This window comes from Fischerella major NIES-592 (assembly GCF_001904645.1).
GTDB lineage: Bacteria > Cyanobacteriota > Cyanobacteriia > Cyanobacteriales > Nostocaceae > Fischerella > Fischerella thermalis.
Map to the genome: position 1 here is coordinate 113,450 of NZ_MRCA01000007.1, position 12,607 is coordinate 126,056.

The following is a 12,607-nucleotide window of genomic DNA, read 5'->3' on the forward strand; positions in this document are numbered from 1 at the left end:
CACCTCAAATTATCCTTACTATTTGATTGTTACTGAATGGTTACTCCTCCACCCTTACGGGAAGCTACTACGCGTCTACACACTCCTCACGCTCCTCACACCTTCCAATCACCCCCGATTCCTCATCCCTTAATCTTTAGCAACCACTCTCTTTTCCACCACACTTGAGAGACGATTGATATTAGTACTTAACAGTGGCACTTCTTGTCGACATGTTTGACAAAACCAGTAGAGTTCACCATGACGGACATGACGCAACAGAGAATCTCCGCAACATGGACATGTGTTGCTTCTCATGTTCATATTAATGTCCTCCTTAAAAAATTGTTGATTTTAAAATGTAGTTAGAAAAACTTGTTTAAAACAGGATTTTTGCAGAATGAATTCGTCCATTTAAATTAGCGCGGCTAGTGATAATTTGTTCATAAACCGCTTCGTACCCATTTACCATTTGGGTGACACTAAATTTGTTTTCTACATATTCTCGGCAGGTAAGACGATTTAATTCCAATGCTTTTGGAATCATTGTCGCCATTTCTGCAAAAGTTTGACAAACAAAACCTGTCACACCATGATCAATAACTTCTGGTACAGAACCCAAATTTATCGCAATAACTGGTGTGCCAGTTGCCATTGATTCAATCATTACCAAACCAAAAGGTTCTTGCCAGGTTATGGGGAACAGAGTGATTGCAGCTTTACCAAAAAGTTCTGCTTTCTCAGCGTGATTTATTTCTCCAAGAAACTGAATTTGCTGACCATCAATTTGGGGAGCAATTTCATTTTCAAAAAAATCTAAATCCACTGCATCTACTTTTCCAGCCATTTTCAACCGCCAACCTGTTTTTTTGGCAATAGCGATCGCGTGCTGTGGGCCTTTTTCTGGCGAAAAACGACCTAAAAATGCTAGATAGGGTGGATCATCTGGTTTGTCTACAAAAGGGTAATCGTTTGTATCAATTCCATTGTAAACTGTACTAATGTAATTCAGGTTTATTTGTCTCTGGGCGTCGCTAATACTGATGTATGATTGCTTTTGGTGATGGCTGTAAACTTTGCGATTGTCTTCGGTGAAGCTACCGTGCAGAGTATGCACTGTAGGCGTTTGTACTAAACTCGCTAAAGCTAAAGCCGAAATTCCTACATGGGAATGAATTAAGTCGAATTCCGCTGCTTTCTGGTAAACTTGGCTGAGTTCAAGCATTTCATATGCTGTGTACTCTTTGACGTTGGGGTCTAAGCGCAGCGCACGGGGATAAACTGCTTCTAGCTTAGCCAAAGTCTGTGAATCTCCAGAAGCGAACAGAGTGACCTCATGACCGCGACGAACTAGTTCATCGGTCAAGCGACTCACTACTAGTTCAATTCCTCCGTAGGTTGGAGGTGGAACTCGTTCCCACAAGGGGGCAACTTGAGCGATTTTCATAAGTTGTTTTGGTTCAGCAGGTGATATCGTCCTTAGTTAGTAGGACTTACATGCAATTAGGTAGAGCATTTTTACCTAACTATCTGACTTTAAGATTAACCTGAGTCACTCTTGGTAGTGCAAGATCAATTAACCGAACTTTGCGATCGCCTGCTAGGGCAAAAGATAGATAACAGAACATAAAAAGCTTAGAAAATCAGCTTTTAATATATTCTTAATATTTTGATTATCTTTGCTTCGCCACAATGTACTAGCCATTGTAGAACATCAGCACAAGCAATCAGGTAACTATACTGATCAATTTAAAAGTAGTAATACTTTGCTTGCATCTATCTTGGGGATCATAGACAATAAAGAGTTTTGTAGTGAAAAATACTAAATTCTACAAAGAGATCAATTTAAGGAACACAAACTAAATCAAATACACAACCTCACCCCTGTCCCCTCTCCGTGGGTTCACCAGAGGGATGCCGAGCTAAGCAATAGACAAAGGCACAAGTCAAAGGACTATGAGGAGAAATAGTACTAAATACCAATAACCAATAACAAATGACAAATGAAAATAGCTACTTGGAATGTTAACTCTATTCGCACCCGCTTGCAGCACGTTGTTGATTGGTTAATTCAAAATCCAATTGATGTATTGTGTATGCAAGAAACTAAAGTAATTGATGATAATTTTCCGCGATCGCCATTTGAAGAATTAGGCTACCATATCTATCTATCTGGTCAAAAATCTTACAATGGGGTTGCCATTGTCAGCCTACAACCTCTACAAAATATCAGCACCAGTTTTACATCAATCTTGCCAGAAGTATCACCAGAATTTGACGAGCAAAAGCGAGTAATTACCGGTGTAATCAATGGTATGAGAATAGTGAATCTTTACGTACCCAATGGTTCGGCAGTAGGCAGCGAAAAGTACGAATATAAATTGCGATGGTTGGCAATGTTGCGAGAGTATTTGCAAACTCTGCTAGCATCCACACCCAACATTTGTATGTGTGGTGACTTTAATATTGCCTTGGAAGATAAAGACATCCACGAAAAAGCGAATCCAGAAAATCATATTATGGCATCCGAACCAGAGCGCCAAGCTCTGCGGGATATCTTGACACTGGGATTTGCTGACGCTTTTCGCAAATTCACATCAGAAGGTGGGTACTATAGCTGGTGGGATTACCGCGCCGCATCATTTCGCCGCAACTTGGGTTGGCGAATTGACCATCACTATCTCACACCCAATTTGTACGAGCTCGCAAAAAGCTGCACTATAGATATAGTTCCAAGAAAGTTAACTCAACCTAGTGATCATGTTCCTGTAATTCTGGAATTGTAGACATGAAACGCGATCGCCAAACTTTTCTAATTCCGTCAAATTCACATCTGTGATGGTGCATTAGCTAGAGGGTTAACGCTACTACCTCCTATCTGTTGTAATTTTGGAAGTTTAAAATACAAGGGATCGGGGATAGGGGGGACGAGTTGGAGGACAAGGGAGAATGTTAATCAAATACTCTCTTTGTCTTTGCGTCACCCCCTCCCCGCGTCTTATTCAATCCCCGCCCCCTACACCCAACCCAAAATCACTATGTTTCTAGTCACAGGAGCTTCCGGAGGAATAGGTCGTCGTGTCGTGCGAATTCTGCGCGATCGCGAAATGTCAGTTCGAGCATTTGTTCGTCTCACCTCACGTTATGGAGAGTTAGAACATCGAGGTGCTGAAATTTTTATTGGTGATTTAGAACAACAAAAAGATATTCACAAAGCTTGTCAAGATGTCCAGTACATTATCAGCACTCACAGTTCTGATGGTAATGCCTTAGCTTTAGATTACCGCGCCAACATAGAACTTATTGACCAAGCAAAAGTCAATGGAGTGCAACATTTTGTATTAATTTCCGTATTAGGAGCTGACCGAGGATATGAAGATGCTCCGGTGTTCAAGGCCAAACGAGCAGTAGAAAGATATTTAGAAAGCAGTGGCTTAAATTACACTATTTTACGTCCAGCTGGATTAGCATCTAATTTGCTGCCATTGGCAGAGCGATTTCGGGAAACAGGGGTATACTTGCTAATTGGCGACCCCAAAAACCGGACTTCGATTGTGAGTACAGACGATTTAGCAAGGATGGTAGTAGATTCTGTGATAGTTGCGGGCGCTCGCAATCAAATTTTGCCTGTTGGAGGACCAGAGATTTTATTACGTGAAGATATTCCCAGAATTTTCGGTCGCATCTTTAACAAAGAGCCAATCATAATTAATCCGCCACTATTTATGATTGACGGTTTGCGTGGTGTGTTGGGTTTTATTAATCCCCAAGCACAAAAAAATTTCGGAACCTTTCGCACATTGCTGGCAAACGAATTTTTCTGTACAACTGAAGAAATTACCAACTTAGAAGCGATTTTCGGTTTTGAGTTGGAAACACTAGAACATTTTTTACGGCGTTATTTAGCAGTCTAATTTAGTTGGTTGTTGATTGTTAGTAGTTGTTGGGAAACAACCAACAACCAACAAACAACAAAAAACCACTAACCACTAACTACTAACAAAATTCTATGAGATACTCCCTAGCCGCAAATGCTGCTCAAGCACGTCAAACAAAACAAAGATTTGCTAAACCAGACGAACAACTGTCTTATGAATTGGGTAAGGCGGTGCAAGAATTACCGCCTTTGTATACAAGATTATTAGCAGGAACAATTAGTGCAATCGTGTTTGGAGCGATCGCATGGGCACATTTTTCCGAAGTAGATGAAGTGGCGACAGCAAGCGGAGAGTTAATTGCTTCTAGCCAAGTACGACCGATTACATCCCTGGGAAATGGCTCGATTTTAGCAGTGAAAGTTAAAGAAGGCGATCACGTCAACAAAGGTCAGGTTTTAATTGAACGTGACCCAGAGATACAACAATCTGATGTTGTACGCCTCAGTAAATCTGCTGATTTAATCAAAGCAGACTTACGACGTTTGGATGCAGAACGCACAGGAGCAACAACCACAGGTACGCAACTGCAAGATCAACTTTTGACTTCGCGCCTACAAGATTACAAAGCACGTCAAGCAGCAGCAGAAGCAGAAGCAAATCGTCAAAAAGCCTTGATTGAACAAGCCAAAGTCCGCCTTAGTCGGTTGCAAGATAACTTAGCTAACGCCCAAACTAGCCTTGCTAATGCCAAAACCAACCTTATCAATGCCAAAAGTCTGCGAGAGAAAGTTGTTAGTAATTTGGCGATCGCTCAACAAAGAGAACAAGGATTACGCACCCTCAATAATTCTGGTGCCATACCTAGAATAGATTACCTAGAAGCACAAGATAGACTCAATCGTGCCAAAGCAGAAATTACCAGAGCCAATGATGAAGTCACCAACGCTCAAAATAAAATCACAGAGGCGCAAGATAAAGTCGTATCTTTAAAAAAAGATATTGATGCTCAAAAGCAAGAAATTCTCCAAGCCCAAGCAGCTTATCAAGCCGCTAGCACTCAAGCACAGCGTTTAGCTTCAGAACGTTTAAGTGAAATTTTGACCCAAATTAACAAACGTAAAGAAGAACTCACCAATGTTCAAGGTCAGTTAGATCAAGCGCAAAAGCAGCGACAGTTAGAAACCATAGAAGCTCCAGTGTCAGGAACAGTCTATAGAGTCAAAGCTACTAAAGGGCCTGTACAATCAGGTGAAGAATTACTTTCCATTCTGCCAGATGGGGAAGAATTGCTCCTGGAAGTCAAAGTCCTCAACCGTGATATCGGTTTTATTCGCCAAGGGATGAAAGCAAAAGTGAAAATGGCCACCTTCCCGTTTCAGGAATTTGGCGTTGTTGATGGAGAAGTTCTTCAAGTCAGTCCCAATGCCATTGTTGATAAAGAATTAGGTTTAGTGTTCCCCACTAGAATTAAGCTAGCAAAACACTCTTTGATGGTGCGGGGTCAAGAAGTTGGTTTTACTCCTGGTATGGCTGCTAATGGTGAAATTGTCACCCGTAAAAAGTCAGTATTGACTTTCATTTTAGAACCTGTAACTCGCAGATTCAGCGAAGCATTTTCTGTCAGGTAAGGTTGGTTGTTGGTTGTTGTTTGTTGATTGGTGGTTGTTAGTGGTTGATTATTTACCACCCTTCACACCCCTCCTTTCACACCCCTCCTTTCCCCATCACCCCTACCCTACGGGAAGCCGCGCAGAGCGCCTTTACACCCCATCTTCAATACTTTTCAGACATCCTCTGAGTCGGTGTTGACAAAGACAATTCACCAGAAGCGATCGCAGTAATTACAGTAACAATATTAACTTATCTTAATAAGAACAAGCAATATTTATTAACATATAAATTGCTTTTTTGTTTATCTATAATTTGATTAATAATGATAAGATAATATGATTGTAAAAATAAAAGGGGGTGAAAATACCATGCTACCCAAGGTTTTACCCAACTTAAAAAATGTCTTTGGGAGTGTCGTTGAGGACTTTGGCATTCCCGGTATTGTAGCAGTGATTGTTCTGCCTATTGCCATACCAGTGGTAGCAGTTGCTGGTAAATCCTTAACTAAAACAGCAATTAAAGGCGGAATTGTTCTTTATGAAAACAGTAGAAGAGCGATCGCAGCAGTGAGTGAGAACTTCAAAGATATAGTCGCAGAAGCAAGAGCAGAACTTCCTGCTGCCGAGAATAGTAGACACTTACGACGAATTAGGTAGGACAATAGATTTTCAGGAAAGTCATATTTGTTTAGCAAAGAGCGCGCTGCAATAGAAGAAGCAAAACAATCAAATCTTTGCATAAATCAAACATGATGTTATTGTTCCGAAAATCATCAATTCTGCTAAGGTTATCAGATCCAAATCATCAGAATCAAAAGTTTATTACAACATAACTGATCTCCTGATCAGATCAAATATACCTATACAAGTTGCGGTTACAGGAGAAGTTTTGATGCAAGCAAAAAAAGATGCGGTAATGTGGAGAATGCTCAAAAAAATTTACCGTATCTTCGTTTGTTTGCGTCGCGATATTAGTCTTAACAACTGAATGCAACTTGATATTGAAATAATTCGGTATCTGTGGGTAATGGGTAATGAGTAATGGGAAAAATCAATTACCAATTACCAATTACCAATTACCAATTACCAAATTAAAATTCCTAATTCCGAGTTTGACCGGACTATACTTTTCTCAAGGCAGTTGCTCTGACTAAAAGTTTTTTTGTAAACAACTGCTGCTGGATAAGTATGTCTTGTTTTGTGCTGCTTATCAGCATATGGATAATGCAGAAAAAGACACGGAGACACAAAGAAAAATTCTCCTCGTATGTGTCTTATTTTTTCTCACACTAATTGGAAAAAAGATTGTGACAGATAGATAGCTAAAAAGCTTATCCAGTAAATTTCACAATCTAAAATCCAAAATCGTATTACACCTCACATCCCGTCACATTAGAGGAGGCGAGACATGAGCAATTGGTACCAAATAGATGCACAAGAAGTTCTGCAACAACTGGGTAGCGATTTATCTTTGGGATTGAGTACAGCCGAAGTCAGTCGCCGCCAACAACAACATGGTTGCAACGAGTTAATTGAGCAAGAATTACGAAGTCCTTGGCAAATACTCTGGGAACAGGTAAATGCAACTTTAGTGATTATTTTGATTGTGGCAGCGATCGCCTCCGGTGTGTTGGGTGACTACAAAGATGCATTAGGGATCATCGCCATTGTTGTACTGATTGCTGTTCTGGGATTTAGTCAGGAGTACCAAGCGCAAAAAGCGATCGCCACTCTCAAAAAATTATCTTTACCTAACGTCAAGGTACTGCGTAATGGTCGGTGGAAAGAAATTTCTGCCCGTGAATTAGTGCCGGGAGATATTATCCAGTTAGATGCAGAAGATATCGTACCAGCTGATTGCCGTATTTTAGAAAGCGTTGGTTTGCGAGTCCAAGAAACCAGTCTAACGGGTGTATCAGAACCTATAGACAAACAGCCACAAACACTTTCTCAAGCAGACTTGCCACTGAGCGATCGCCACAATATGGTTTACATGGGTACAGTTATTACCTACGGGCAGGGTCAAGCAGTAGTCACAGAAACTGGAATGAAAACCGAGATCGGACGAGTTGCTTCTATGGTGCAAGCAGTGGAAGCAGAACCAACCCCACTTCAGAAGCGCCTAGATGAACTGGGACGGGGGTTAGCAATAGCTTCTCTAGGACTAGTGGCGGTTATTCTCGTTTTGGGAATGCTGCGTGGAGAAGACTGGAAAATCATGCTCCTGACTGCCATCACTCTTGTAGTCGCAGCTTTACCAGAAGGATTACCAGCAGTGGTTACCATTGCTTTGGCTTTGGGTGCACGCCAAATGCTGAAACGGCGGGCGCTGATTCGCAATTTGCCTGCTGTAGAAACCTTGGGATCGGTGACTGTAATTTGCTCTGGCAAAACAGGCACTCTGACCGAAAACCGAATGACAGTTACTGTCCTTGATGTTGCAGGTCAACGCATAGATTTAACTACCCGGATGCGCGCTTGTGTTGGAGAAAAAAGCCAAGACAGACCATTTCTGCTGTGTCAACCACCAGCCATATCTTTGCTTTTAGCTAGTAGTACTCTCTGCAACAATGCTTTGCTAGAAACAGACAGAGATGAGCCGCGTTATTTGCGCGCTGTAGGCGATCCGACCGAAGCTGCTTTAGTCATGGCAGCTGCTCAACAAGGATTGTGGAAGGCTGACTTAGAGCATCTTATTCCTCGTGTCGCAGAAATTCCCTACGACTGTCGGCGTCAACGCATGACCACCATTCACAAATTCCCTAGCATTCTATCTAGAATTCCTTGCGCCTTGGAAACAGTTTGGCATTGGAGCGAAAAAATTGGGGGAATATCTTACATTGTCTTCACCAAAGGTACGGTTAATAGCTTGTTAGATGTTTGCAGTCACATCTGGATTAACGGACAGGCCAAACCATTAACTGAAATTTGGCACAGACATATCTGTGTCACCCACAGTCAACTAGCTGAAAATGGTTTACGGGTAATGGGGGCAGCTTTTCGACCTTTGCAGTCTGTCAATCAGTCGGAGGAAGTAGACCAAGACTTTATTTTTATTGGTATGGTCGGTATGAACGACCCAGCAAGACCAGAAGTGCGAGACGCTGTACTCACCTGTAAGCGCGCTGGTATTCGCCCAGTGATGATTACAGGGGATCATCCCCTGACAGCTAGATTTATCGCCCGTGAAGTAGGTATTGCTACAGATAATCAAATCATTACCAGTGAAGAGTTATCGCAATTATCTGTTGAGGAATTACGATGCACCCTAAATGATAGATCTGTGTATGCGCGGGTTTCTCCCCAACATAAATTTGAGATTGTCCAGACTCTGCAACAACAGGGACACATCGTCGCTATGACTGGTGATGGTATCAATGACGCACCTGCTCTCAAAGGCTCCGACATTGGTGTGGCAATGGGTATCCGGGGTACAGATGTAGCAAAAGAGGCAGCAGATATGGTACTGCTAGATGATAACTTTGCTACTCTAGTAGCAGCAGTCAAAGAAGGAAGAGTCATTTACGACAATATCCGCAAGTTTATTAAATATCTGCTCAGTAGTAATGTTGGTGAACTTTTGGTAATGTTGCTGGCTCCTTTTTTGGGAATGCCATTACCTTTGTTACCACTGCAAATTCTCTGGATTAACCTGACTACCGATGGTTTGCCAGCCCTGGCTCTGGGCGTGGAACCAGCAGAGCGAGACACAATGAATCGTCCTCCCTACCCTCCCAACGAAAATATTTTTGCTCGAGGCATGGGAAGGGATATTATCTGGATTGGTATCCTCATGGGTTGTATATCTCTGGGTACAGGATTTTTGTATTGGAAAATAGGCAGTCCTGCTTGGCAAACTGTAATATTTACTACCTTGACTCTCTCCCAGATGGGTAACGCCTTAGCAGTGCGTTCCAACCGTGACTCTCTGTTTACAATTGGTTTGTTGTCTAATCAAGCACTTTTAGCTTCAGTAGCTTTAACACTAGGTTTGCAAATTGCAGTACTGTATGTGCCGTTCTTCCAGAAACTATTTAATACTTTACCTCTGTCAGCACTGGATTTAGTGATTTGTTTGGCTGTGAGTAGTTTGGTCTTCTGGTGTATAGAGTTGGAAAAATGGCTGCTTCGTCGTAGCAATTCTGACAGCACACTGCATTTAGTAGCAGAAACTAGTGAGGAAAAAGATATGCAAGTATGCAACCGCGTTCCTACCTCTCCACGTTTACGTTTATGTGATTCCTCAAAACCCAGTGATCGCGCTTCTTATTTACGTCTACATTTGCGTTTAAAGGCAAGTGGGTACAGACGCAAGTAATATTGCTGTAAAACTTGATTTGGGTAAATGCAAAGGGTAAGCTTCTTCTGTAATTTTAGTTTATGCGATCGCTACTAAAATCTTTAACTGAATAAAATTAAACTTTTTCTTTGGTAAATTTGAAACGCAGAGGAATGCAGAGTTTTTTTGCACAGAAATTTTTAGGAGTTAATGATTGCTGGTGTTGGTATTTTCGGCATGAATTTTATTAACACGGAACATCAACTGCAACTCACCTACATCTGCTGTAAAACCCCAACGCTCATAAAAAGACATCATCTCTGGTAAACAATAAAGAGCCACCACTTCAACAGAATATAATTTGGGATGATTGATCACTAATTCCATCAATTTAGAGCCAAGCCCCATATTTCTATGACTAGGTTTGACAATGACATCATAAACAGTGGCTCTATATATAAAATCGGTGAGAATCCGAGTAAAAGCAATCAAGCGATCGCACTCATCAACCAATCCAATGATAATATCCGATGCTGCTAGCATCTTCTCGATTTCTTCACGGGTGCGTTGTTGACTCCAGAATTCATTTTTATATAAATCTAATAAATCTGAAATTTGAGTTTCACTAAGTTGTTCTACAACTTGATAATTCATAAGATAATCATTATTTGAATGTGAGTTTGATGGAAGCTAACCCAACTTCTCCCCTAGTGGGAAAAAAATCTACAATTATAATTCGCCTTCTCTTCCTCTGTGTTCTCTGCGTCTGGTGTGGTTTTTACTCAAATTTCATTTTTACAAATCAGATAGGACTGCCACAATTAAATATTATTCTAAATTTATCCTCCAACTTGCATAGCCTCAGTTGCTTTAGCACCACTTTCCAAAAAATCATTTGCCTTCATAATTTCGTAAAGGTTGATATCTGTTTCTAATAAACAAGCATGTCCACTTTCAGGTAATACTACAACTTTGGAGTTGGGTAAAATATTAGCTAATCTTTGTGCTTCTGCAAGAGAAGGTAACAGTCTATCCTGAGTGCTAGCAACTAGTAAAACTGGTTGATTCAGTTGACGTAACTGTTGTTCGTCAACACTGAATTCTCGAATTAGAGATAATCGCCACAGAACAGTTTGTGAAGGTATAGAACGCATTGTTTTCAGCAATTCTTGGCGATCGCTTCTAGAAATACGTGATAATGTTGCTAGAAAAGGTAATAAAGCTAGAGCGCCAATGTCAAAACAGGATGATGGCACTAAATAAGAAAACTGAGATGCCCACTCGTATAATGGGCGAAGATGAAAACTAGAAGCAGGATTAATCAGAATAATTCTTGTAAATAGATGCGGTGCTGCTACAGCTACTTTTTGAGCTAAACAACCCCCAAAAGATTCACCACAAAGATAAACTGGTCGCTGGGAACTTTTTTCTAATTCTGCATGGATCAAGTCCAACACATTATTAGTTAATACTTCCCAGCTAGTCAAATCTTCCCGTGGGATTGCCAAACAACGGACATCGAAACCAACTTCTAAGCCTGCTGTTTGCGTTCGTAATAGTTGACCAGTTCCATCCATCCCAGGTAAATATACAAACAAGGGATATTCTGGCTGAAGGCGTTTGGTAGTCAAAAAACACGGCTTTAGTGCTACTTTTGGGGTCATTGATTAATGTTCAATCGTCATTGGTCATTGGTTATTGGTTATTAGTCGTTGGTTATTGATCATTAGTCATTGGTCATTGCAAGCAACCAACAAACAACAAACAACAACCAACCACTAACTCTAATAAGATCCTTCACACAATAGATTAGCAATTTCGCCATGACAATGTTCTGTTAGTTCAGCGACAACAGTTTTAGCTTGTTTGCCTTGGTATAGTTGTTGGTGTTGGGAGGTAATCCAATAAGGACGACCTATTAACACCGCAACACGATTGTATATTACCAAAGGATGCCAGCCTGGTTGATCGAATAGTGGTTCGGAAGGGTCAAACAAGTTCAATAGTTTCAGGGGAACAGCTGATGTGTTAATTTCTTCAATAGAGGCGATCGCAACTGGCAGAATTGCCAAATCTTTGACATTTGTTCGCAATGCCAGATGAGCAAATCCTCGTTGAAACTCACCCACACTGTTCGGCTGAGTGAATTTCACCATCGGTTCTGTTCCTTCGGGAAAAACTCCAACTAATTGCTTTGACTTCAACAAAAGTTGTGCTTGCTTAAAAAAGCTTTGTTGACGTTGTTGATTTGCCTCTAAGGGAAAGCATCCCAACCCTGCTACTATTTCTCGCATAATCGGTACTTGTCCCATGTAATGATGACAAGCAAATCTGATTGGACTCGAAAGTGCTGCCATCAAGACTGGTGCATCCATAAAGCTACGGTGATTGCTCACTACCAACACACTGGCATCTTGGGGAATGCGATCCTCATAGTAGCGAAACATCTTGGTTGAGAGTGCCGCTAACAACCAGTGAGAAATATTCAGGGGGCTGTTTACACTCATAACTCTTTAATATAAAAATCTCACAAACATAGGTGTTTATCTGCACTTAATCGTTACATTTCTTCACTATGCCTGGGACTGCCTTAAGGTAGAAATGTTTGAGTTAATAAAATTAGGAAAATAGTTTACACAAGAGTCGCTAATTATAATATCGCCAACAAAAAATTGTGAAAACTCTTTTTATTGCAGTTTTACACCTCAGATTTAACATAGCCGTGATGAACTTTGTTGATCACAAAGGATAAAAATATTTCTGTACCTTACTTTTTCTCAAAGTTTCTTTTCTATAGAAGTCATCTATGAGAAAATTCTCATGAATATTATACGAAAATATTTTTCTCCAACCCCTAGTCC

Annotated in this window: 9 protein-coding genes; 5 read left to right on the forward strand and 4 right to left on the reverse strand. The window is 40.9% G+C overall.

All coding sequences use genetic code 11. The features are described from left to right. Positions 1–358 precede the first annotated feature (358 nt). Positions 359–1,426: a glycosyltransferase family 4 protein gene (locus NIES592_RS14545; protein ID WP_073556125.1), complete on the reverse strand. Its 1,068-nt coding sequence runs from the start codon at positions 1,424–1,426 to the stop codon at positions 359–361. A gap of 556 nt (positions 1,427–1,982) precedes the next feature. Here NIES592_RS14545 and xth point away from each other — a divergent pair. From xth to NIES592_RS14570, 5 genes are all read left to right on the forward strand, one after another. Beyond that, positions 1,983–2,765, forward strand: coding sequence for an exodeoxyribonuclease III (gene xth, locus NIES592_RS14550; RefSeq protein WP_073556126.1), 783 nt, complete (start codon positions 1,983–1,985; stop codon positions 2,763–2,765). Between the two features lie 252 nt (positions 2,766–3,017). Continuing rightward, positions 3,018–3,893 (forward strand): SDR family oxidoreductase, encoded by an 876-nt coding sequence (locus tag NIES592_RS14555; protein ID WP_073556127.1) that lies wholly within the window; start codon positions 3,018–3,020, stop codon positions 3,891–3,893. A gap of 95 nt (positions 3,894–3,988) precedes the next feature. Continuing rightward, a complete protein-coding gene (locus NIES592_RS14560) occupies positions 3,989–5,485 on the forward strand; it encodes an HlyD family efflux transporter periplasmic adaptor subunit (protein ID WP_062247592.1) in 1,497 nt (498 codons plus the stop codon). A 351-nt stretch (positions 5,486–5,836) separates the two neighbouring features. Then, positions 5,837–6,124 carry a DUF5132 domain-containing protein gene (locus NIES592_RS14565; RefSeq protein ID WP_062250656.1) on the forward strand — a complete coding sequence of 96 codons (288 nt, stop codon included), beginning with the start codon at positions 5,837–5,839 and terminating at the stop codon, positions 6,122–6,124. A gap of 751 nt (positions 6,125–6,875) precedes the next feature. Then, positions 6,876–9,785, forward strand: a complete 2,910-nt coding sequence (locus tag NIES592_RS14570) for a cation-translocating P-type ATPase (RefSeq protein WP_073556128.1) — start codon at positions 6,876–6,878, stop codon at positions 9,783–9,785. 168 nt (positions 9,786–9,953) lie between these two features. Here NIES592_RS14570 and NIES592_RS14575 read toward each other — a convergent pair whose 3' ends face one another. The 3 genes from NIES592_RS14575 to NIES592_RS14585 all read right to left on the reverse strand — a co-directional run bounded on the left by NIES592_RS14575 (position 9,954) and on the right by NIES592_RS14585 (position 12,253). Continuing rightward, positions 9,954–10,400: a GNAT family N-acetyltransferase gene (locus NIES592_RS14575; RefSeq protein WP_073556129.1), complete on the reverse strand. Its 447-nt coding sequence runs from the start codon at positions 10,398–10,400 to the stop codon at positions 9,954–9,956. A gap of 185 nt (positions 10,401–10,585) precedes the next feature. Further along, positions 10,586–11,410, reverse strand: a complete 825-nt coding sequence (locus NIES592_RS14580; RefSeq protein WP_062247598.1) for an alpha/beta fold hydrolase — start codon at positions 11,408–11,410, stop codon at positions 10,586–10,588. 120 nt (positions 11,411–11,530) lie between these two features. Further along, the gene (locus NIES592_RS14585) at positions 11,531–12,253 is read right to left on the reverse strand and encodes a lysophospholipid acyltransferase family protein (RefSeq protein WP_062247600.1); all 723 of its coding nucleotides are present in this window, start codon (positions 12,251–12,253) and stop codon (positions 11,531–11,533) included. Positions 12,254–12,607: the final 354 nt, after the last annotated feature.

Excerpts from the sequence above, each read along its gene's own strand:
- NIES592_RS14570 (WP_073556128.1), top strand. The coding sequence starts at position 6,876 with ATGAGCAATTGGTACCAAATAGATGCACAAGAAGTTCTGCAACAACTG.
- NIES592_RS14580 (WP_062247598.1), bottom strand. The coding sequence starts at position 11,410 with ATGACCCCAAAAGTAGCACTAAAGCCGTGTTTTTTGACTACCAAACGC.
- NIES592_RS14575 (WP_073556129.1), bottom strand. The coding sequence starts at position 10,400 with ATGAATTATCAAGTTGTAGAACAACTTAGTGAAACTCAAATTTCAGAT.
- NIES592_RS14565 (WP_062250656.1), top strand. The coding sequence starts at position 5,837 with ATGCTACCCAAGGTTTTACCCAACTTAAAAAATGTCTTTGGGAGTGTC.
- NIES592_RS14585 (WP_062247600.1), bottom strand. The coding sequence starts at position 12,253 with ATGAGTGTAAACAGCCCCCTGAATATTTCTCACTGGTTGTTAGCGGCA.
- NIES592_RS14545 (WP_073556125.1), bottom strand. The coding sequence starts at position 1,426 with ATGAAAATCGCTCAAGTTGCCCCCTTGTGGGAACGAGTTCCACCTCCA.
- xth (WP_073556126.1), top strand. The coding sequence starts at position 1,983 with ATGAAAATAGCTACTTGGAATGTTAACTCTATTCGCACCCGCTTGCAG.
- NIES592_RS14555 (WP_073556127.1), top strand. The coding sequence starts at position 3,018 with ATGTTTCTAGTCACAGGAGCTTCCGGAGGAATAGGTCGTCGTGTCGTG.
- NIES592_RS14560 (WP_062247592.1), top strand. The coding sequence starts at position 3,989 with ATGAGATACTCCCTAGCCGCAAATGCTGCTCAAGCACGTCAAACAAAA.